The sequence below is a fragment of the Vibrio sp. YIC-376 genome (assembly GCF_052353105.1).
Lineage (GTDB): Bacteria > Pseudomonadota > Gammaproteobacteria > Enterobacterales > Vibrionaceae > Vibrio.
Genome location: NZ_JBBWFK010000001.1, coordinates 1 through 22,145, shown reverse-complemented (window position 1 = coordinate 22,145; position 22,145 = coordinate 1). Strand labels below are relative to the sequence as shown.

Below are 22,145 nucleotides of genomic sequence, written 5' to 3'. Positions count from 1 at the left end.
GACCCCGATAAGTTCCCGAATCTCTTTACGTGTACATATGTCAACGATCAAAACACGAAAAAAAGGTAACTACATGGCGAAAAAGAATTTGCTTACTGCTATCACTGTTAAAAATTCATCATGTACCCCTGGGGGCAAATCACTACGGTTATACGATGGGGGCGGTCTAGCTCTGATTGTGTACCCATCGGGACATAAAGCATGGCACATGAGAATTAAAGGCTTGAACAGTAAAGAAACCCTTCTCACGTTGGGTTCGCTTGATTCTGTCAGTCTGAAAGAAGCCAGAAAACTACGTGAGACACTGACTGAAAAAAGACAACAAGGCAAAGAACCCAAGTATGTTCTAAATAAGATCCTTGGCAAAAGTTCGACAACTGTCGCTGAATTAATCGCTGAGTACCTGGAAGAAAAGCGTCCGACTTGGAAAGAAAATACTTACAAAAGTGAGCTTAACCGCGCTAAAAAATACCTCTTGAATTCATCTATCGGAGCGATACCTATTCCATCCTTTACTGCAGAGCATGCATACGACTTTGCAAGAGCCATGGATCGCCAAGGATATAAATCCCAACATCGAAAAGTAATTTCACTACTCAGTCGTGCTTTTTATATTGGAAAGTTGCGCTATGGAATCGATGAGATTGATTTCAGCGAAATTGGACACTTTCTCATCAGACATAAAACTAAAGCACATGCATCTGTGGAGTTTGAAGAGCTCTCTGCTATTAACACACTTATAGCTAACTCAGATTGCTCATTACAAATAAAATTGATTTGGGATTATCTATTTTTAACATCACAGCGTGTTCAAGAAGCAACACAAAATACGTGGGACAACGTCAACTTTGATGATATGACTATTACAATCCCAGCTGAACTTGCAAAAAATGGGCTTGAGAACATTATCCCTATCTCGCAACAAGCTCACCGAGTATTGAAATTGGCTAAAGTAGTATCAAATGGTAGTCCCTATATTTTTCCCTCTCCGCGAGCGAGTCTTAATCAGCCAGTTAGCAAAGAAACTATGGGAAGATTGCTCAGAAGTCTGGGCCTTAAAGGAAAAATGTCAGCGCACGGTATTCGTTCTATTTTTAGTAGCGAAATGCACGAAGAGCTCGACATCACTGAATCATTGATCATAGAAATGATACTGTCTCATACAGATAAAGATCACATTCGAGAAATCTACAATCGCAATAAATTCATAGGCAAGCGCCGGGATGTCCTTGGCCTATGGGGAAACATGTACGAAGAAATCACAAAAGACTGCAGCTGCACTGATGTTGTTGAGAATGAACTAATTCGACTCAAACTTTTACCACCTAAAGAGAAGTAACTCAAATTCTGCAGGCTCATACTTTTCGTTGAGAGTTAGAACAATCTTTTAAATCTAACTCTCATCTTTTTACATATTCCCCATTAAAAAAATTGGAATTTAAAAATATGTTCACAAGGCATCAAATTAGCGAAATATTGTCTGTTTCAGAGGGAACGATAGCCAAGTTACCGAATTTTCCCGCGAAAATTGACAGTCCATATCTAAGTAATCTGGTGCTCTACAAAAAAGACGACGTATTCACTTGGCTTTGTAACGTTATAAATACAAGAGAGGGTTGCAAACACTATCAAGGTGAAATTGAGAAAGAGCGAGTGATCAGACTCTCAGAGCTGACCAGTATCTTAAATGTCTCTAAATCACATATTTACGCCCAAGTAGATAAGGGCAATTTGCCCCGCCCCATCAAACTGGGCAAAAGGGCTTCTGGCTGGCTGTTAAGTGAAATTAACGACATTCTTTTGCAAAGTGGCTTAGACGAGATAGCTTAATAAAAGACCAAGGGCACTATAGCTGTAGTGCCCTTTACTTCATTTTGTTACAACTCGATCGTTGAGTAACTTGTTAATCCATGCGTCAAACCGACAACATGCTTGCTCCACCACTCTAACGCCCTCTTTCTTTTCTGGAAAAACTTATTGCGGTTATAGGCATCCCGAATACCATCTCTGTCGGTATGAGAAAGCAGCGCTTCTATAACTACCGACTCAAAGTCAGTGCGTTCATAGAGTGTTGTACTGCCTAACGAACGCGTACCGTGGGATGTCATCTTCCCTCCCAGTCCCATCCTTTTAAAGGCCGCATTTACCGTCTCACTATGCACGGGCTTTCTTAAAGAGTTTCTTGAAGGAAACACGTACTCGCTGCCGCGACATAGATACTTAGCAGCTTTCAGAATAGAGATAACCTCGGGTGTAAGAGGAATTTTATGCATTAACCTATTTTTCGCACGCTCCGCTGGCAAGTACCATATTTGCTCCTCAAAGGAGATTTCTTCCCAACGAGTGCCGGTAGCTTCTTTAGAGCGAGTGAGCGTGTGCAATTGGAACTCGAAAAGCAACTTATTGGCGGGTCGCATCGTCGACTGTACGACCATGGTCAATAAGTCAGGTAATTCACTGATATCAATACAAGCAAAATTACCCCGCTTGGGCTTCTCAAATACGTCAGCCATGCTACCTATCGGATTATGGTCAATGTATTCATTATTAACGGCATAGTTCATGAGTCGACGAAACAGCGCGATAGTACGAGTCACTGTCTCCAACTTTCCTTTCTTTTCCAGCGGTCGCATCGCATCAATCAGCATCGCAGCCTTGATTTCGGAAACCGGGATAGAGCCTAATTTAGGGTAAATATGTTTATTGAGCTTTTGCCGATAACCCTCTGCGGTCTTGTGCACAACGCGTGTAGCCGCTTTTTCTAGCCACATCTCACCTATTTGTTTAACCGTATTACTGGCGCTACGTTTTAATTCTATTTTTCGATTGCGCTGCACCACACTTGGATCTAAGCCTTGTGCTCTGAGTTTTCTAAATTCCGCTACGGTTTTGCGTGCATCCAACAACGTGATCTCTGGGTACCGCCCTAGCCCTAGATTTGCATCCCGCCCGTCGGGCTTAACAAACCGAAATTGCCACGTTTTGGTTCCCGAGGCCCTCACAACCAGAGTCAGTCCATCACCGTCGCTGAATCTTTGAAAATCTTTGCCGTTTGTGACCTTGGCATTTTCAACAAATTTACTTGTTAACTTTCGCTTCATAGCCGCCTCATTTCTATCAAAAATGTATAACTTTTTCTGACTTCATTGAGCTCAATTTTCGTTATACGTTTTTTCGAAGAAACGAGATGTAAACCAAAAAGTTACCGTATTCTAACTCGCCCTATCGGAGTATACGTTTGGTATAAGATTTCTCGCAAAAAAATGTATAACGCTGTCGACAAGGAAAGTAAACTATACATTGTCTTATACATCAAATGCGTGGATTTTAGTGAGGCGCGTGGACGTTAATGAGAGGTAATTTCTTGATTTATAAACCAAAAAAGACGTCCTAAGACGTCTTTTTCAGCTAATGTGGCGGTGAGTGAGAGATTCGAACTCTCGATACGTTGCCGTATACACACTTTCCAGGCGTGCTCCTTCAGCCACTCGGACAACTCACCGAATCTGATTGTGGTTAGCATCGTTGGCTAACGAGGCGCTAATTTAATGATTATGTGTGCTATGGTCAAGGCTAAACATGAAAAAAAGCCCCATTTTTCTGTTGTTTGCTCACTAAGTAACTAAATTGAACAAAACAGTGTCAACTAAACGCCTTGGTAGTAGCCAGGAACTCGGAACCAACGGCGGCACATGTCTAAGAAGTGGCCATACAGAATACCCATACCACAAGATACAACAGCGTTACTCGCAACCGCAGTGATGATCTGATCAGTAGATGCGCCTACAGCAAGTAGAATGCCCGCGTATACCGGTGATTGAAACAGCACATACGCGACTAAGTCAGATACATTTTTCATAAATGAAGAGGGCGAAACTTTATGACCCTGGCGTAACACCCAATCACGAAAAACACCATACGGCCAAGCGATAGCAATGTTTACGGGGATGGATAACGTACGTGATGCCAGTGACTGTTCAAATGTCATCCCTGAAATCAAAATCTCGATAATCATCCCTGTGACAAAGCAAAAAACCACCATAGCAAAAGTATCCGCTGCGGCATTACGAATACAAAATGGTCCGCGAGACTTCATTTAGCAACCTCTAAAATCAAACACTACAATAAGTTAACAATTAAAAATGATTAACTACATATTAGCCAATCATCCAGATAATGGCGCTATTAGAACACAACATATGTAGTTTATGGTTCTGTTTTTAAAATACAGTGGTAAATTAATAACCAAAATTTGAAATAAAAGTAGTTTATTTCACCTGTCCGGCCAAAATTCGGCATTTTTGGGTAAAAAATGGTGTAAAAAGCCAGAAACTTTCTACATTTAAAGGAGTTGGAGTATGAATAATGGTAAATTATCAGAATTAAATATGGGATAGAAACATCCAGATAGAGCGCTTCTGCTACCAACTGGCAAAAATTCAGAGCTAACCTGAACTTAGCGCTCTTTCACAGCTAAGAGTTAGAGTCCATTTACTCGCAAAGTAACTTGGTGTAGAAGCCAAGAAACAGAGAATCCATGTTTAGGTTATGGATAGAGTTATTTTGTTGTTTTGCCGCTATTGGTACTGATAGAGCAAGTCGGTGTGTTGGTTCAAGGCATCATCAAGTTCGGATTCTACAACAGGCTTGGCAATAATGTGGTTCACTCCCACTTCCACCATAAGGTCTTGTGTTTCTTTAAACACATCTGCGGTACAACCAAAGATAAGTACGGACTTAGCAGAAGAATCCATCGCTCTAATGGCAGATGTGGCTCCAATGCCGTCTAAAACTGGCATATGGTTGTCCATCATAATCAAATCAAACTGTTGAGCACTTACTTGCTCGACCGCTAACTGACCATTTTCAACTTTTGTACATTCAAAGCCTTTTGCTGTTAAAAAGGCTTCCATGATCATGGCATTCGTAGTGTTATCTTCAGCAATCAGAGCCTTTAATCCACGGCAATCCAATTTATGTCTGTGGGGTGATTCCACTTTGCCAGGCTCACATGGGGTCAGTTCAATATCTACGGTGAAAGTGGTACCAATGTTTTGACGGCTTTCAACCCAAACACTGCCCCCCATATGTTCGGCAATCTCTTTTACAATAGCCAATCCGAGCCCCGTTCCGCCGTATCTTCTGGTCGTCGATGATTCTGCTTGCTCAAATGGTTGGAAAATTCGCTTCTGCGCCTCTTGAGGAATTCCAATACCAGTATCTTTAACTGCAATGTTCAGTCTTGTTGCGTTTTGGCTGACACGCTCGCTTAACGTTACCTCTATTTCACCTTGGTCTGTAAACTTGACCGCATTATTAAGCAGATTGAAAAGGATTTGGCGTAATCTCGATTTATCGTTGTTATACCAGCGACCTGAAGGCACAAGTGAAACAACGCGTAACTGCAACCCTTTCTCTGCACATAATGTATGGTAAACACTCTTAATACTGCCAATGATGGTTTCTATAGGGAATGGTGAGTTAGAAAACTCCACATGACCGTGCTCGATTTTGGAGTAATCTAAAATCTCATTGAGCAATGTCATCATATGATCTCCAGATTCATACAGCGTACTGAGCTGCTTTCTTTGCTCATCAGTTAACTCGGTTTTAAGTAAAATTTGTGCGGTACCTAAAACCCCGTTCATTGGCGTGCGGATTTCATGAGACAATGTAGCCAGAAACGCTGATTTCGCTTTGGTGGAGGCCAAAGCTTTCACTTTTTCTTCTTCCAGATAAATCGTCTTCTCATTAAATTTATTGATGAGGTACCCGATTTCATCGTCACTATCATAATCTATGTCTATGATCCCACCCGTTTTTGAGTCGTCAACCTTGGCAGAGATCCTCACTATTGGATCAACAATATATCGGTTAAGTAAGTAGTAGCCGACCAGTACACACAGTAGCAAAAACGGAATGATGCCGCTCTCGACACTCATCACCTGAGAGAAAACCTGATCAGCAACACGCTCTTTCGCGTTCACCACTTCCATTTTCCAGTTGAACTCTCCAAAGAGAAATTCACTGATATGCATATTTTTCCTCAGTTGGAAATTGTGCTCGATTATCAGGTTTAAATTAGCATCGCGAATAGTCACGCCCAATGAGTACTGGCTAGTATGCTCACGAATAAACTGAAATAACGCTTCTAAGGAGAGATCGACGGTTGCTACACCCGCAAACTCACCTTCTCGATAGTAAGGTGCAGAAGCAGTGATCATCTGAACTTGAGTAAAGGTATCAATATAGACGGAAGACCAATGAATAGAACCCGATGGTGCGTCGGCAGCAGCGACGTACCAGTATTCCTTGTCGTACCCGTCAGATTCAGGGTTATTGTAAGAATGAATTTGATCGATGACGCCTTCCTGATTCTTGTTAAAAAACAGGCTGGAATACTTCCAATTATCCGCTTGCTGCTGAGGCTTAGGCCACAGGCCGCCGCTGACAATCATGTCATCGCTTAAACGCAATATCTGCGGAATGATCGTACTGAAAGAGTCACTTTGGTTGGGGCTCTGAGCCAACCCCACTAGGCTGTTGAGGACACTGGTTGACGTAAGTAACGGTTCTTTGATTTGGGAGGCTAAAAGCTGCGTTCTTAACTCTAGGTTTCTTTCTAACTTTACACGGACAGGTGGTTCAAGCACTAAGTACACCACAGAGCCAACCGTTGCTATAAAGAAGCACAGATAAAGCGTGAGCGCGAGAATACTTTTTCTTCTGAGTGATGAGCGAATTTCCATAAACGTTAACAAAGCTTCCCTGTTATCGATTTATCACTAATTGATTGGTAAGATGGCCGCAACAAACCAGCCCATGAACAAATGGTATTCTATTTTGAAACTACACGACATTCTTTCTCTTCCAGAACTTGATGGAAAACTACTAAATCTAGCGAAAACTCAAGGCTTTGTAACAGCAATGGCATCAGCACCAAATGTTTTGATGCCGCAAGAGTGGCTCCCATTCCTTTGGGGTGGTGAAGAAACAGCACCTTTCAGTGATGGCGAACAGCTAGAGCAGTACATTGATGAGATAGTACAACTGTGGAATCAAACTCGCCCTGCACTGCTAGAAGGTAACTGGGAGTGGCCTGCTGGCTGCGCACTGGATGAACAAGATATCGTGACGACCACCACTCGTGATTTCTGTGAAGGTGTATTACAGGGTTGGCAGTTGGCGCGTGACGATTGGGAAACCTTGATGCCAGAAGAGAGTGAAGACAACGCACTACTTGGTGGCGTGCTGCTTTCTCTGACTATGCTTTATGATCCAGAAACCACCATCGATACATTAGCTGAACAAGGCATGGTAGGGTTAGAACAGTTTGAAGAGATCTTCAACGCGATGCCATTAATGCTCTGCGGCCTAACTCAGCGTGGTGTCACGCTCGCTGAAGAGCAGTAATCGTTTCTCTCTAAGCCGCTGCCCATCAGCGGCTTTTTTACATCCCACTTCCCCAACTTTCGAAATACTATTCACCGCATCGACATTTATTTCAGTAAATGATTCATCCCAATTACACATGTCACTATTTTGTAAAAACAATATTACAATTCCTTACTTTCTTTGTTAGTATCTGCGCCCAATTTTGGTTAATTGAATGTTGTGATGCAAATAGCGACAAATCGGCAAATAAAACAAAAAGTAATGGCGTTATACGTCATTGCTGCTTTGCTGTTTCAGATTTATTTGCTGGCGACAATGGCACTCAATCCATCACAAGTTCATAACAAGAACTGGCTCTCTGAAGCGCAAGGAGAAAAGATCCTTCTCTGTACTGCAGAAGGTTTTAAGTGGGTGGACATCAAAGAGCTGATTGAAGATAACACCATCAGTTCATCTTCTAACTCTGAATTTCATGATCCGCTTAAATTCAGCTGTCCGCTGTTAGACGTATGTCAGTTTTCAATCTCTCTACTTGCGATTGTTATTGCTGCTATATCTCTATGGCTATGCCGAGTAACGGCGCCCTTTGCCGACTACTCGCATATTCAGTGCCAGCGAAAAATTTACCTCTCATTAGCACCTAAACAGTCACCACCTCAGGCTTTCCTTGCCTAGTCCGGCTTTCATGCCGCACGCCTAATTTATCCAAAAAAATAATCGCACCCGCCTTTGCTTAAAAAGCTGCGGGAGGCATTCGTACGTCTGATTAAACATCGACGTCGACTGAAAATAATTAGAAAGGAAAGTCCATGTTCAACAAAACACAAACTACAAAAGCACTCATTACTGCACTTAGCTTTGGTTTACTCTCCGCTTGTAACGGCGGTTCTGATTCAAGTTCGCCTGCAAAAGCAGAGCCTGCCATTCAAAATGTTACCCTCGAATTTGCAGCACGTGTTGGCGAGCAAGATATTCAATGTCAGTTAATGGACACTGCAATCGCAGGAGTCAACAACACTCAGCCTGAATTTACAGATGTGCGTATGTATGTCTCTGAAATTGAGCTGATAGATGATACTGGCACAGCTACTCCACTCGAACTTACCCAAGATGGTAAGTGGCAATACCAGAATGTCGCGCTGTTGGATTTTGAGACTGGCACGGATAGCTGTGCAAATGGTAACGAGGCACTGAATCATCAGATCACAGGGCAAGTACCTCAAGGCAACTACACAGGTGTTCGCTTTACTCTCGGTGTTCCTGCTGAGTTGAACCACGTTGGTATAGACGGTGATGACGCAATCTCTCCGCTCGATGTGATGGGCATGAACTGGAGTTGGCAGAACGGACATAAACACCTGCGCATGGATGTAACTGGCTGGAATATCCACCTGGGAACAACGGGTTGTGAAGTGATTGACGCCAACACCGAAACCGTTGATTGCGATTCATCGCGCCCAAATCGCCCTAGCTACCAGTTCGATGATTTCAACCCATCAACCAACGTCATTGTGTTTGATTACCAACGCCTAGTCGCGAATAGTGATATCACATTTAACACCGCTGACACTCCGCTCGGCTGTATGTCATCCAGTGTCGATCCGGAATGTAAGGAAGTGTTCGCAAACCTCGGACTTGATGTAGTCACCGGTGAATGTACTGCGGGTAATTGCAGTAGTTCTCAATCCTGGGTATCGGTGGAGTAAGTCTTATGTCAGCAAACCACAAGTTCGGTTTGCTGGCATCGCTCACGATATTCACGATCGTAGGCTGTGACAGCGAATCGAGTTATGACGCTACACCATCAAGCTCAGTGAATGAATCTGGTTTTGACTTTCAAACTGGCTCTCTTCCTCAACCCAAAGAACCGGCAGATAACCCGGCAACTGAGGAAAAGTTTCAACTTGGCAGACATCTGTTTTACGACACCAAACTTTCTGGCAATCAGACAATGTCGTGCGAGTCCTGCCACCAGCAGGCACTGGCGTTTTCCGATGGGGTAAAACTACCAACCGGTTCAACGGGTGAAGTGCTGCATAGAAACTCTCAAACATTAACCAACGTTGCCTATAACGCGTCTTATACCTGGGCAAACCCAGTCTTAAAAGAGATTGAGCAGCAGTTGGTCATTCCACTTTTTGGAGAGTTCCCTGTCGAACTGGGTATTAACGACTCAAATCGAACAGAGATTCTGGAACGCTTTGCGACTGATGTCAGGTATCAAAATTTGTTTAATGCCGCGTTTCCCGACCAACAGGATACGGTGACCTTCCCTAACATCATCAAAGCACTTGGTGTGTTTACTCGCGCATTGATTTCAAAAGACTCTGATTATGATCGCGGTACGATGAGTAGTGCCGCCATGCGTGGGCAAGATCTCTTCAACAGCGAGAAAACAGAGTGTTTCCATTGCCACAGCGGGTTTAATTTCAGTGATTCAACTCTGCACGATGACTCTGTATTTGTATCGCGGCCATTCTTCAACACGGGGTTATATAACATTGACTCGGAAGGAAGTTATCCCATTGAAGACAATGGCCTGTTCACCGTAACGCAAGATCCAAAAGACAAAGGTAAGTTCCGTCCGCCAACGCTGCGAAATGTCGCGTACACCGCGCCATATATGCACGATGGAAGCATCGCGACCCTTGGTGAAGTACTGGATTTTTACGCCAATGGGGGGAGAAACATCACCTCAGGCGAATATCAGGGAGACGGGCGCAATAACCCGAATAAAAGTGAATTTGTTAAAGGCTTCACGTTAAGCCAAGAGGAAAAACAAGACATGCTGGCGTTTTTAAATGCGTTAAGCGATGAGGTGTTCATCTCCAATCCCCGCTATGCCAACCCATTCGTTGAGGAGAATGCACAATGACTCGTTCACTCATTTTGCTCGCCTTATTGTTTATCGCGAATCCTCTACGAGCGGAACTCAAGGCTGAACCAGCCTTACTAGACAAAGTGAATTTCCAGACAAATATCTTTGCTCAGTTTGGTTACTACCAAACGGACAGAGAATCCGTCTATATGATTCCCGGCGTAATAACGGACAATAGTGCTTTCCACTATGAAGAAGGCTTGCAGTTTATGCATGGTGAACTCGGCTTTTTAGCCAGTATGGATAACATTCTGGCGACAAAACTGATCATAGGCAGTCATCACGGTGAATCTATCGAGTTAGAGGAGCTATGGCTTCAGCCTTATCTTCATCAGGATTGGACGTTACGCGTCGGTCGTCAACTCAGTCAAATTGGTCTGTATAACAGTACTCATGAGCATGATTGGCGATTTTTAGATACTTCATTGACTCAGCAGGCTTTTCTGGGTAGCCAATACACCGATGACAGCGTGCAAATAACTTATGCTCAGAATAGTTACGATCTCACCTTCTGGGTTGGACGGGGAAACAACTTCCCTGCTCAATTTGATGAAAATTCCGCGTCATCTTCCGCTTACGGGTTTCATTATCAATGGTTCCGCTTTCGCAATGATTACCAACTGAAAGTCGTCTCAAGTGTCGCCTACTTTGAAGCGACGCAGAGAAGCCAGCAAGACACCGACGGGCATTCACACTCTCTTCAGGCGTCTGACTTGCTTATTTTTGATGGTGATACCACGTTGGTAAGTATTGGTGGCAGCCTAGAGTGGAATGACTTTAATTGGGAGCTTGAATGGATGGGACAATCTATTGATTCCACGCTAATGGACTCGCAACAAATCAAAACGGAACTCGATGCATTTCAACATGGCATCACTACCCAATTAAGTTGGCAATACAACAACCTGGAACTTGGCGTTCGCTATGACTGGCTTCTGACCGATAACGATATCACCAATACAAGTGAGGAGTTTGAAACCGCATTAGATGCATTAGGCCATACTCCCCTGCGCTTTAGCGTTGTCGCTAACTGGCGGTTTGCTCCATATCAACTGTTGCGATTACAAAGCAACTACGAATCCGTTTCACAAACCGAACAAACCGCTTTTTGGCTTGTATATCAAGGCGGCCTGACATGGTCAGCTCAATAAATACAAAAGAGATCGTTATGAAAAAGTACCTAATCCGCTTCATGTTATCTATCGCAGCACTGCTCACTACCGCAGTCAGTGGCCATGAATACACTGCAAAAAACATTCAAATTGACCACCCTTGGAGCAGGGAAGCTCCACCCAATGCAACCGTTATCGCTGGTTTCTTTCAGCTAAAGAACCTGTCAACCAGAGATGATTTTTTGATTAGCGTAACAACACCAATTGCCGAGCGAGTGGAAATTCATAAGCATGAAATGAGTGATGGCATAATGAAAATGAAGAAAATCGATAATGTCCGTGTAAGTACAATGAAAAGTGTGATGTTTGAGCCGGGCGGCTATCACTTGATGATCTTCAATCCCGAGCAATCATTCAAACAGGGCGAGCGTTTTCCTATGACGCTTGAATTTAAATACGCAGGAAAAGTAGAAATAGAACTCGCTGTCGAAGCAAATAATCATATTCATTAACATTAAAGGAGCCTCTCGATTGGGGAGGCTCCTTATCTTCAACTTCGCGAATCCGCCTATTGCGACCCGGAGAAAGAGTCCAGAGCTACAAAATAACGTGGGGAATATAACGGGCCATATCCTGAGTCACCAAATGGCTATCCTCACGAATCGAAATACCTGCCGCTCTGTCATTAACCAGCCAGCTTCCGATTAACGTGTGACTTTGTCCGAACTTTGGCAACGGATGATACTGCTGAACAATGCTTTTGGTTGATGCATAGGGCCCCGGTGTTTTCACCACGCATTGACCATTTTTGACGATCTCAATGTTCGCCCCTTCACGGGAAAACAGCGGCTTAATCACATAGTCTTTTAAACTGGACGCTTTAGGATCATCGGCAAAATACGCAGGCAGCAAATTGGGATGATAAGGGAAGCGTTGCCAAAGTAACGGCAGCAGAGCTTTATTCGAAAGAATGGATTTCCACATCGGCTCCAGCCAATTGACGTTCGCGGTTGCCAGATAATGACTGAATTCGTCCTCAAACATAAACTCCCATGGATAGAGTTTGAACATCCAGCGAATGGCCCGGTCATCAGCGTCGACAAATAATCCCTCTTCCGTTACACCAATATCTTCAATATAAACAAAAGCGGTCGACAGGCCTGCTTCTCGCGCGCAATCCTCTAAATATTGCACGGTGCCTTTGTCTTCTTCCGTATATTTGCAGCAGCTAAAGTGTAGCGTTTGCCCCAGTTGAAACTTACCGATTTCCGCAAATCGCTCGATAAGAAAGTCTTGCAGTATATTGAATTGATCCGCGCTTTGGTGAATGCGTCCTTTGTTGACGACATCTTCTAACCACACCCATTGCCAGAATCCGGTTTCAAACAATGACGTCGGCGTATCCGCATTGTTCTCCAGCAATTTAGCTGGCTCAGATCCGTTGTAGGCAAAATCCATGCGTGAATAGAGCGACGGCTCTTTACGTCGCCATGAAGAGGCCACTTGTGACCACATTGCTTCGGGAATTGCACACTGAGTCAGTAACTGCTCGCTACGTACTACCTCATCAACGATTTCAAGGCACATCTGATGCAACTCTTCTGTCGGGGCTTCAAGATCCTGTTCGATTTGCTCAAGGGTAAACTGATAGTAAGCCGACTCATCCCAGTAAGGCTGGTCGTACATAGAATGAAACCCAAAACCAAACTGACGTGCTAATTCACGCCAGTTTTCTCGTTCTTGTATTTCTCGTCGAAACATAATGTCTGTTAACCACCATGACTGACTGAAACGGCTTTGCCGAAACCACCACGAGACATGGCACGCCCAATCGTACCGCCACCACTTTTGTTTAATCTACTAGTCGCGACTTTGGTGGACTGATTTCGATATGAGCCATAAAACTGCCCCGCTCCATTGTAGTATTTCGACTTGTAACGATACATTGGCTCTGAGTAGTAACTCTTGTTATAGCCTTTCAGGTTACTAAGAGCACGGCTGAAAAAGAAACCACTGACGAAAGGAACATAGGAGTGATAGCTCGAACTGTAGTAACAGTCGTCTTGGTAGAAATCATTCTTACACTCGTATTCACTGGTATAACGTGGCGCGTTTTGTTCTGCCCGCGCCATTGCTTCCTGATACGCGATGTCACACTGCTCGCTGAATCCGGGCTCAGAGGATTGACACTCGCTGGCATCAAGGTAAATCGCACCTTCGGTTGTCGATTCCTGAGTAGCAAGGTAAAAAATCCCCCCAAATGCAGCAAATGGGATGATCCGAGCAATTTTAAAGCTTTTATCCATAGAAGAACGTTTAACGTTAGAGCTGCGTTTCATCGTTCCTCCTAGTAGGTCATGCATGCGGCATTAAGCAGACCGACGGACACCGATACTGCGGCAAGCACGATACCTGCGGGTAATTCATTGTTCTCAATTTGTTCGGAGACTTTTGGCATCAGAATGAAGCGGACAATACCGAACGCGATGAGCTGTGCGAGCAGCGCAACCACTCCCCACACCATAAAATCGATAATGCTGACGGAATTTTTCGCCGTACCCGAAATTGCCAGACAGTAACCAAGAAAAGCACCACTTAACGCCACGGCTGCCGCTGTATTCTGCTCTTCTTTGATCAGGTGCCATTCGTCATAAGGCGTTAACTTGATATAGACAAATTTGAATGCCAGAACAAAGACAATCGACACTGAAAAATAGAGTAAGAAATTGGGAAAACCCGCCAACAGGTCTGCGATAATATGCATTACTTGTCCTTATTCATTTCATTCCATGCAAAGTTTCCAATTCGCTCGTCTGCGATATAGAACAGCTTGGTATTCGGTGGTACATCGGTAGTCAAATCAGGGTTAAGCTGTATACCATTACCGGAGTCCAAAGCGATGAGCGTTGCATGATGGCGCTTTTTAATAAAACTAAAGATGTTTTCAATCTTCGTCATTGGTTGGTGTTCTGGATAAATCACCGAGTATTGAGTCATGCCGCGAGTTGAGGCAAGTAATTCCTGATGTAACGCACTCGAACCAGGATCCACAGCAGCCTTAGCCAACATCTCTGCTCCCACAGCCGGAATACACTCAGCTTTAGGGCAATGCTGACTCAGCAAACGACCTAGAGCCTCGTCCTTAAAATAGGCGAGTAAATGTGCATCAGGATTTACTGAGGCACAATAAAGCGCCGCAGAGAGAGTGATGTCATCAGAAAGATTATCAACAATGATACAGCTTGCCTCTGTGATGTTGGCATTGGTCATCTCCTGTGAATCGGTATAACTGGTCACTTTGATAAAGTGAATCTCACCCGGTAGCGGGTTTTCAATATCCGAACGACTACACAGAACAATTGGACGTTTACCTGCCTCTTCGTGCTGTAACATGCGGATAAGGTGCATTGTTCTTGAACCGTTCCAGCCTAACAAAACAATATGGTTTTCCACTCTCACTCTCCGTTTACCGATAATACCCGCTCGCCAATAATCCACCGCCGCCCCAGCTACGCGTCCTAAAAGCGCTGCAAACAGGCTTAAGCCTCCGGGAATAACGAACAATACAACAACCCATTTACCCAAGTCTGTCACCGGAGAATGGTCGCCGTAACCAACCGTACTCGCCGTTACCATCAGATAGTAAATAAAGCTGGAAAAGTTCTCGGTGAGTTCTTTCTCGCCTGCCAGAACCAATAACACCCAAGAGAGGCCGATATAGAGCAGGCTAAGAACGAGGAGATTGCGGGTGCTTAACTTAAAAACGTGCGAAGTTAGCCACTTTTTAACGACCAGCCACACTGCCATAAGTATTCAGTTCCTAAATGCATTACGTTGTTTAATAGTAACCGATTGATTGTAAGACACAAAAAAACCAGCCATATTCGGCTGGTTTTTGAGATTCGTCTTAGATAATGCGAAATATTACGCGTTACCTTTTACCTTCATGTTCAATTGCTCAGCGAAATCTAACATGCGGTTCAGTGGGATAAGAGACTTAACACGCAGCTCTTCATCAACGAAGATCTCATGCTGTTCTCCACCTTCACGCAGTGCTTGTTCAATCGCTTTCAAACCGTTCATCGCCATCCAAGGACAGTGTGCACAGCTGCGACATGTTGCGCCCGCGCCCGCAGTAGGTGCTTCGATAAGTTCTTTCTCAGGAACAAGCTGCTGCATCTTAAAGAAGATACCTTTATCAGTCGCAACAATCATTTGCTTATGAGGAAGCTCTTTTGCCGCCTTGATCAGCTGACTCGTTGAACCAACGGCATCTGCCAGTTCTACAACGCTCGCTGGAGATTCAGGGTGAACAAGAATCGCGGCATCAGGATATACGCTCTTCATCTTACGCAGTGCGTCAGCAGAAAACTCATCGTGAACCACACACTCACCCTGCCATAGCAGCATGTCTGCGCCCGTTTTGTTCGCAATGTACGAGCCAAGGTGACGGTCAGGCCCCCAGATAATTGGCTTATCTTCTGCATCCAGATGTTCGACAATTTCAAGCGCAATACTTGATGTCACCACCCAGTCTGCACGAGCTTTAACCGCAGCCGAAGTATTTGCGTAAACCACAACCGTATGGTCAGGGTGAGCATCACAGAACGCGCTAAATTTATCAGCAGGACAACCAAGATCGAGTGAACACTCAGCCTCTAGAGTTGGCATCAGAATGCGTTTCTCTGGCGTTAGGATCTTAGCTGATTCACCCATAAAGCGAACACCACCGATGATCAGTGTACTTGCCGGGTGACGGTTACCAAACTTCGCCATTTCTAGCGAGTCACCAACAAAACCGCCAGTCTCTTCCGCCAACGCCTGAATTTCAGGGTCAGTGTAATAATGCGCGATCAGTACGGCGTCTTTTTCCTTAAGCAGCTTTTTGATGCGCTCGATGTAAGACGCTTTTTCTTCAGCGCTCAACGGAACTGGTTTTGGAGGGAATGGGTAAACAGTGTCTATTTTATCTAGTATATGGCTCATTGCTCTTGCTCTACGCAACTTCCTTTAATCCGCGTATTGTAACCTCGTTAATTTTCAAAAACCAACCCATAGCGAGGATTTATAGAGCTCTAGCCGTATATCTTTGTTCCAATTAACACTTATTAACTGAACACACCAGCCAATAAAAGAAAAAGGAGCCGCGAAGCTCCTTTTTATAAACCCAAGATGTCTATTTCAGCTTAGGGGCCGCTATTTTCGCAGAGGCACTACCTGGGTACTCATCAACGACTTGCTGATAGAATTTCTTCGCTTGCTCTGCATTGTTGTTACGCTCAGCGATATCGCCCAACTTAACCAATGCGTCCGCGCGTTTGTTGGAATCTTTGTAAGAAACCACTGCGACAAAACTTTGAGCCGCTTCTTTATCCTGCTTCTTAGCAAAATACAATTGGCCTAACCAATAGTGTGTATTTGCTGAGTAAGTGGAGTCAGGATAATCCTTCTGGAATTGCTGGAATGCAGCAATAGCGCCTGCGTAGTCACGCTTCTTGAGGATAAGGTCTACGGCGTTTTGATAGGCCGTTTGTTCATCCGCATTAGGTGTGTACTGACCGCCGATTTCTGCTGGCTCAGAGTCTTGTTGAGATACTGGTGCAGACTTCATATCACCACGCATACGGTCAAGCTCAACGAACAACTCTCGTTGACGCTGTAACATTTGCTGCATTTCGTGGTTATTTCGCTCCAACTGACCTCTTAGATCACTGATCTCTCGTGACATTTGGTCAATTTGCTCTTGCATTTGGAACTGAAGACGGTTTCGGCTTTGTAGCAGACGCTCTAGACGCTCGACATCCGTTTCGGATGAACGACTTTTAGAGACTGAAGATGTGCTGTTGAGATCGGATACTGGAGCTGGTGCAGCGAACGCTAAGTTCGCTGCACTTGCCAGTAACGTAAGCGCAACAGCGCGCTTAGTGTTACTGAACAACATGAGGATTTCCTCGAATTAGTATACTAGAACCGCACGACGGTTTTTAGCGTACACATCGTCTGATTGACCCAGAAGAAGTGGCTTCTCTTCACCGTAGCTAACGATTGAGATTTGGCCTGCTTGAACACCTAGTGCTTGTAGGTAGTTAGCAACCGCTTGTGCACGACGCTCGCCTAGAGCGATGTTGTACTCAGGAGTACCACGCTCGTCCGCGTGACCTTCGATAGTAACTCGTAGAGCAGGGTTCTTGCTTAGGTAAGCAGCGTGAGCAGCTAGCATCTCTTCGTAATCACCAGCAATAGTAGAGTTATCAAATGCGAAGTAAATAGTTTGAGTTTCGCGAAGTGCTTGCTCTTTTAGCTCTTGCTCAGTTAGCTGGCCAGCTTGGTCGATAGGTGAAACTACTGTAGATTCCACTACACCACTACCGTTGGTTGCCGCGCCTGTGTTAGAAGCAGCGTCGTCACTTGAACTACACGCTGTCATAGCCATTACAGGAAGAGCGATTAGTAGCCCTTTTAGAACCTTGTTAAGTTGCATCTTATTTTCCTTTATTAATCAATCTTATTATTACAAAAACGGTGACCATGCAGGCGCTCGAACACGCCCGTTTGTCGCTGGCAATCGAGCTTTGAATCGGCCGTCAATTGACACCATCGATAGAACGTTTTGTTTATTGTAAATCGAGCTATACACAACCATGCCACCATTAGGGGCGATACTTGGAGACTCATCAAGCAACGTCTTAGTTAGTACTTGAAGAGCACCTGTTTCTAAATCTTGTTTTGCCAAGTTGAAACCTGAATCACTTCGATTCACCATCACTAGGAATCGACCATCAGGAGTGATTTGACCACTCAGATTCTGGCTACCTTGCCAAGTTAATCGATCAGTTGTACCGCTGCCCAAATCTACTTTATAAATCTGAGGTTTACCACCCCTATCCGATGTGAAAATTAGCGATTTTCCATCCGGGTACCAGAACGGTTCTGTATTATTTGATCTGCCACTCGTAATTTCTGTGAGCTGACGAGATTTCAAATCAAATGTGTATACCTGCAGTGAGCCAGTCTTAGACAGAACTAGCGCCAGTTTACTACCATCTGGCGAGAATTTTGGCGCACCATTATGGCGAGGATATGACGTAATCTTTTCACGCTCACCCGTGTAGATGTTCATGATGTAAATCTCAGATTGGCCATTCTGGAAGCTAACATAAGCCAGCTTCTGACCATCTGGAGACCACGATGGTGACATTAACGGCTGCTTAGAACGAAGCACTAAACGCTCATTGAAACCATCATAATCAGCAACACGCAGTTGGTAAGGGAATCGCTCAGTGTCGTTAACCACTATATAAGCAATACGCGTCATGAACGCGCCTCGGTCACCCGTAAGTTGCTCGTAAACCAAATCAGAAATTCGGTGAGCATACTCACGCATACGCGATGCTTCGACTGTTGCTACTTTATTAAACAAGACATGGTCTTTTGATAGCACTAATTCGCCATCACTTCCTAATGCCTGTCCTTTACCACCAGTCAACTGACCACGAACAACATCAACAAGCTGGTAGTTAACGACGTAGTTACCTTGCTCGTTCTGTGTGATGGAACCCGTCAGTAGTGCGTCCACGCCAAGATTGGTCCATGAATCAAAGTTAATTTCTGACTCATTAAAAGGCGTTTGCGGCATCTTGTTGGTTGGTACCGGACTGAATTTTCCACTGCGTTGCAAGTCAGAGGCAATCACAGCCGAAATGTCCGTAGGAAGAGCCTTGGCACCTTCCCATTTAAATGGAACTACAGCTATTGGTCGTGCTGAATCAATACCATCAGTAATAACCAGCTCCAATGCAGCATGCGCTACATTCGTCATACTGCTTAGCAGTACAAACATTCCTAGTAAAAGGCGTTTAATCACGTCTTATTCCTTTTAGTCCAAAGCAACCGTTAAGTTGATGTCTTTCAGTTTTTCATTGACCGCAGCTTCTGACGATTTAGGGAACGTCCCAACTTGTGCAATCGCTCTTTTGGCTGCTGCACAAACTCGCGTATCGCCACCTAGTACGGTAACACCAGCAACCATCATATCCGATCCAGTAGGAATCAGTTTGATGTTTACCCTACACTCCTTTCCCAGCAAATAGTCATCTTTAATCAACTTTTGCTGAATGCTCTGAGTATAAATGGATGACATACGAGAAAGCTCGTCGTTAATAAATTGGTTGCGTGCCGCACTGTTTTTGCTTGCTTCATTTTCCAAACCAGCAAAAATGTCATCCAATGCCGCTTCTTGTTGTTTACGTTCGCGTTCAGCTTTTTCTGCGGCTTCTTTTGCTTTACGTTCTCGCTCAGCTGCCTCTTTGGCCGCTTTTTCTTTGGCTATGCGATCTTGCTCTGCTTTTTGCGCTGCTTCACGTTCACGTTTTGCCTTTTGTTCAGCTTCTTGCGCAGCTTTTTCACGCGCTAAACGTTCCTGTTCTGCTTTTGCAATCGCCGCTTCTTTCGCTACACGCTCCTGCTCCGCTTTACGTACCGCCTCTTCTTTGACTTTACGTTCTTCTTCAAGCTTAGCAGCTCGCTCTTTTTCTTTGCGAACACGCTCTTCTTCAGCTTTGCGCTCCTGCTCTTTTTTCTTGCGATCCGCTTCTGCTTCACGTGCCGCTTGAGCATCTTTCGCTTGCTGCTCTTTTAGCTTACGAATTTGCTCTTCTTCCGCTTTGCGATTTTTCTCTAGCTGCTCGGCTTCACGTCTTAACTTATCAAGACGCTCTTGCTCTTTTTTGGCTGCTTTTTCGCGCTGCTGACGAATCTCTTTCGCTTGCTGTTGTACAGCTTTAGGATCAATAACAACGGCCTGAACCATCTGTCCCGTTGGTTCAGGTTTTGACATTGTTAAATCAGTACCCCAAAGCAAAGCGACTACCAAGAGGGCATGCAAACCCACCGATATCGCTATCGGCTTGGTGTACTCTTTCGTCTGATTCTTTTTTTCTTTCATGAATGGTTGGCGTCTATTCCCGGATATCGGTCAGGAGCCCTACTTTAGGGATACCAGCACGACTCAATTCATCAAGTAAAAGGACTACATCCGCATAAGGAGTAGCTGCATCACCGCCTACCGCAACAGGCGAATCAGGTTTAAGTGAACGTTCTGCTTTAACACGTACAATAACATCTTGCAGCGTTAAACCACGCTGAACTTCTTCATCGTTGACACTCAAACCTAAGTTACCATCGCGATCAATTTCGATAATGATAAAACTGCTGTCAGTATCGCCCGCTAGTTCCTGTGCTGGTGTTGCGTTCGACGTTTTTGGCAGTTCTACGTCAACACCTTGAGTCACAAATGGAGCGGTGGCCATAAAAATGATCAGCAGTACGAGCATTACGTCGATATAAGGAACAACGTTAATCTCTGCCGTCATTTTTCGCTTTTTAGGTTGGTAACCCGCCATGCTCTATTCCTTATCTACGCTGTCTCTGCCAGCCATCGCCTGACGATGAAGGATGCTGTGGAATTCTTCTGAGAAAGTCGCGTAAGTGTGTTCAAGCTTACTTACTTTGTTGCTTAGTCGGTTGTAGGCCATTACCGCAGGGATTGCAGCAAACAGACCCATTGCCGTTGCGATTAGCGCTTCGGCGATACCTGGTGCAACCATTGAAAGCGTTGCCTGTTTTACTTCACCCAGCGCGACAAACGAGTGCATGATGCCCCATACTGTACCGAACAGGCCGATGTATGGACTGATAGAACCGACCGTTGCCAAGAAAGGTAAGCTGGTCTCTAACTCGTCCACTTCACGAGCAACTGCAACACGCATTGCTCGGCCTGTGCCTTCCATAATGTAAGCTGGAGAGTTTGCGTTGCTCTTACGCAGACGAGCAAACTCGGTAAAACCGGCATAGAAGATCTCTTCTGTACCGATGATTTCTTCTTTGCGGCCTTTCACATTTTGGTATAGCTGAGAAAGGTCGGTGCCTGACCAGAACTTGTCTTCAAATGATTCTGCATCTTTGGTTGCGTGCGAAAGCACTTTGCTGCGCTTGATGATCATCGCCCATGAGGCAATCGACATACCAAGCAGTGTCAGCATCACAAGTTTTACTAACAGACTCGCCTGAAGAAAGAGGTCTAAAATGGAAATATCAGCAGTCACTATTTGTTAGCTCCGAATTAATAAATGCTGGAATAGCTATTGGTTTCATTTTTTTATTATCGATACATGCTACCTTAACAAGGGCCTTGCACAATATGCGCCCATGATCATTGACCAACTCTTGACAGAATTGTAAAGACGCACGTTTTATTTCTGACACTCGGGTTACAACTGTCAGATGTTCGTCCAGTCTTGCCCCTTGCTTGAAATCGATATCCATGTGTCGGACAACGAAACCAATATTTTGTTCCAGCAGCACTTGTTGAGAAATGCCTTTCGCGCGCAACATTTCTGTCCGGGCACGCTCAAAGAATTTGAGATAGTTTGAATGATATACAACGCCACCCGCATCTGTGTCTTCATAGTACACAGTGATCGGCCAGCAAAACGCGTTAGATGTGCCTTGCAAGAGAGTACCAATATATTCATTCTTTAAAGTAGTTACTATAACTGAAGCAAAAGTAATTGATACTGAGTCAGCGGAAAATTTTTTGATTTTTGTTGAAAAAATAAAAGCCAGGCAACTTGCCCTGTCTCTTGATCACAAGTCCTGTTCAAGAGACAGAGCGAGTTCGTAGCCTTCAAGGATGGCTTGTAGTTTTAGCCATCCTTCCCAGAGCGTTTTAACTGACGCTCTTCCATTTCTTTTACTGTCTT

The 22,145-nt window shown here is 44.5% G+C and carries 22 protein-coding genes, 1 tRNA gene and 1 pseudogene; 8 read left to right on the top strand and 16 right to left on the bottom strand.

Annotated features, from left to right (window positions below):
• Nucleotides 1-73 precede the first annotated feature (73 nt).
• Both WJM94_RS00120 and WJM94_RS00115 read left to right on the top strand, forming a co-directional pair.
• A complete protein-coding gene (locus tag WJM94_RS00120) occupies nt 74-1,339 on the top strand; it encodes a tyrosine-type recombinase/integrase (protein WP_243976492.1) in 1,266 nt (421 codons plus the stop codon).
• Nucleotides 1,340-1,446: 107 nt separating this feature from the next.
• Nucleotides 1,447-1,830 carry a helix-turn-helix transcriptional regulator gene (locus WJM94_RS00115; protein ID WP_444492220.1) on the top strand — a complete coding sequence of 128 codons (384 nt, stop codon included), beginning with the start codon at nt 1,447-1,449 and terminating at the stop codon, nt 1,828-1,830.
• A gap of 47 nt (nt 1,831-1,877) precedes the next feature.
• On the opposite strand, the gene WJM94_RS00110 is transcribed toward WJM94_RS00115, so the two are convergent.
• From WJM94_RS00110 to WJM94_RS00095, 4 genes and pseudogenes are all read right to left on the bottom strand, one after another.
• Nucleotides 1,878-3,101: a tyrosine-type recombinase/integrase gene (locus WJM94_RS00110; protein WP_444492219.1), complete on the bottom strand. Its 1,224-nt coding sequence runs from the start codon at nt 3,099-3,101 to the stop codon at nt 1,878-1,880.
• A 313-nt stretch (nt 3,102-3,414) separates the two neighbouring features.
• A tRNA-Ser gene (locus WJM94_RS00105) sits at nt 3,415-3,502 on the bottom strand.
• A gap of 144 nt (nt 3,503-3,646) precedes the next feature.
• A complete protein-coding gene (locus tag WJM94_RS00100) occupies nt 3,647-4,096 on the bottom strand; it encodes an L-alanine exporter AlaE (protein ID WP_444492218.1) in 450 nt (149 codons plus the stop codon).
• Between the two features lie 407 nt (nt 4,097-4,503).
• Nucleotides 4,504-6,749 (bottom strand): annotated as a pseudogene (locus tag WJM94_RS00095) (ATP-binding protein); the annotation flags it as partial.
• 52 nt (nt 6,750-6,801) lie between these two features.
• Here WJM94_RS00095 and WJM94_RS00090 point away from each other — a divergent pair.
• The 6 genes from WJM94_RS00090 to WJM94_RS00065 all read left to right on the top strand — a co-directional run bounded on the left by WJM94_RS00090 (nt 6,802) and on the right by WJM94_RS00065 (nt 11,897).
• Nucleotides 6,802-7,413, top strand: a complete 612-nt coding sequence (locus WJM94_RS00090) for a YecA/YgfB family protein (RefSeq protein WP_444492217.1) — start codon at nt 6,802-6,804, stop codon at nt 7,411-7,413.
• A 243-nt stretch (nt 7,414-7,656) separates the two neighbouring features.
• Nucleotides 7,657-8,070 (top strand): hypothetical protein, encoded by a 414-nt coding sequence (locus WJM94_RS00085; protein WP_444492977.1) that lies wholly within the window; start codon nt 7,657-7,659, stop codon nt 8,068-8,070.
• A gap of 134 nt (nt 8,071-8,204) precedes the next feature.
• Nucleotides 8,205-9,101 (top strand): MbnP family copper-binding protein, encoded by an 897-nt coding sequence (locus tag WJM94_RS00080; RefSeq protein ID WP_444492216.1) that lies wholly within the window; start codon nt 8,205-8,207, stop codon nt 9,099-9,101.
• A gap of 5 nt (nt 9,102-9,106) precedes the next feature.
• Entirely contained in the window at nt 9,107-10,270 is a 1,164-nt protein-coding gene (locus tag WJM94_RS00075; protein ID WP_444492215.1) for an MbnH family di-heme enzyme, read from the top strand.
• Nucleotides 10,267-11,424, top strand: coding sequence for a hypothetical protein (locus WJM94_RS00070; RefSeq protein ID WP_444492214.1), 1,158 nt, complete (start codon nt 10,267-10,269; stop codon nt 11,422-11,424). Before WJM94_RS00075 ends, WJM94_RS00070 begins: the two co-directional genes overlap by 4 nt.
• Before the next feature lie 17 nt (nt 11,425-11,441).
• Nucleotides 11,442-11,897 carry a copper chaperone PCu(A)C gene (locus WJM94_RS00065; protein WP_444492213.1) on the top strand — a complete coding sequence of 152 codons (456 nt, stop codon included), beginning with the start codon at nt 11,442-11,444 and terminating at the stop codon, nt 11,895-11,897.
• An 85-nt stretch (nt 11,898-11,982) separates the two neighbouring features.
• Here WJM94_RS00065 and WJM94_RS00060 read toward each other — a convergent pair whose 3' ends face one another.
• From WJM94_RS00060 to ybgC, 12 genes are all read right to left on the bottom strand, one after another.
• Nucleotides 11,983-13,146 (bottom strand): glutathionylspermidine synthase family protein, encoded by a 1,164-nt coding sequence (locus tag WJM94_RS00060; RefSeq protein ID WP_444492212.1) that lies wholly within the window; start codon nt 13,144-13,146, stop codon nt 11,983-11,985.
• A gap of 8 nt (nt 13,147-13,154) precedes the next feature.
• Nucleotides 13,155-13,724: a DUF1190 domain-containing protein gene (locus WJM94_RS00055; protein ID WP_444492211.1), complete on the bottom strand. Its 570-nt coding sequence runs from the start codon at nt 13,722-13,724 to the stop codon at nt 13,155-13,157.
• An 8-nt stretch (nt 13,725-13,732) separates the two neighbouring features.
• On the bottom strand, nt 13,733-14,149 hold the full coding sequence (locus WJM94_RS00050) for a DUF350 domain-containing protein (protein ID WP_444492210.1): 417 nt from the start codon (nt 14,147-14,149) through the stop codon (nt 13,733-13,735).
• Nucleotides 14,149-15,192, bottom strand: coding sequence for a potassium channel family protein (locus WJM94_RS00045; RefSeq protein WP_444492209.1), 1,044 nt, complete (start codon nt 15,190-15,192; stop codon nt 14,149-14,151). The genes WJM94_RS00050 and WJM94_RS00045 overlap by 1 nt, the downstream gene beginning before the upstream one ends.
• Nucleotides 15,193-15,309: 117 nt before the next feature.
• Nucleotides 15,310-16,371: a quinolinate synthase NadA gene (gene nadA / locus WJM94_RS00040; RefSeq protein ID WP_444492208.1), complete on the bottom strand. Its 1,062-nt coding sequence runs from the start codon at nt 16,369-16,371 to the stop codon at nt 15,310-15,312.
• Between the two features lie 190 nt (nt 16,372-16,561).
• Nucleotides 16,562-17,323: a tol-pal system protein YbgF gene (gene ybgF, locus WJM94_RS00035; protein WP_444492976.1), complete on the bottom strand. Its 762-nt coding sequence runs from the start codon at nt 17,321-17,323 to the stop codon at nt 16,562-16,564.
• An 18-nt stretch (nt 17,324-17,341) separates the two neighbouring features.
• Nucleotides 17,342-17,866, bottom strand: coding sequence for a peptidoglycan-associated lipoprotein Pal (gene pal / locus WJM94_RS00030; RefSeq protein ID WP_444492207.1), 525 nt, complete (start codon nt 17,864-17,866; stop codon nt 17,342-17,344).
• A gap of 30 nt (nt 17,867-17,896) precedes the next feature.
• Nucleotides 17,897-19,249, bottom strand: coding sequence for a Tol-Pal system beta propeller repeat protein TolB (tolB, locus tag WJM94_RS00025; protein WP_444492206.1), 1,353 nt, complete (start codon nt 19,247-19,249; stop codon nt 17,897-17,899).
• 12 nt (nt 19,250-19,261) lie between these two features.
• Complete coding sequence (gene tolA, locus WJM94_RS00020) at nt 19,262-20,329, bottom strand: cell envelope integrity protein TolA (protein ID WP_444492205.1); 1,068 nt, start codon at nt 20,327-20,329, stop codon at nt 19,262-19,264.
• Nucleotides 20,330-20,342: 13 nt separating this feature from the next.
• The gene (locus WJM94_RS00015) at nt 20,343-20,786 is read right to left on the bottom strand and encodes an ExbD/TolR family protein (protein WP_444492204.1); all 444 of its coding nucleotides are present in this window, start codon (nt 20,784-20,786) and stop codon (nt 20,343-20,345) included.
• 3 nt (nt 20,787-20,789) lie between these two features.
• On the bottom strand, nt 20,790-21,488 hold the full coding sequence (gene tolQ / locus WJM94_RS00010) for a protein TolQ (protein ID WP_444492203.1): 699 nt from the start codon (nt 21,486-21,488) through the stop codon (nt 20,790-20,792).
• Complete coding sequence (gene ybgC, locus WJM94_RS00005; RefSeq protein WP_444492202.1) at nt 21,478-21,897, bottom strand: tol-pal system-associated acyl-CoA thioesterase; 420 nt, start codon at nt 21,895-21,897, stop codon at nt 21,478-21,480. Before ybgC ends, tolQ begins: the two co-directional genes overlap by 11 nt.
• Nucleotides 21,898-22,145: the final 248 nt, after the last annotated feature.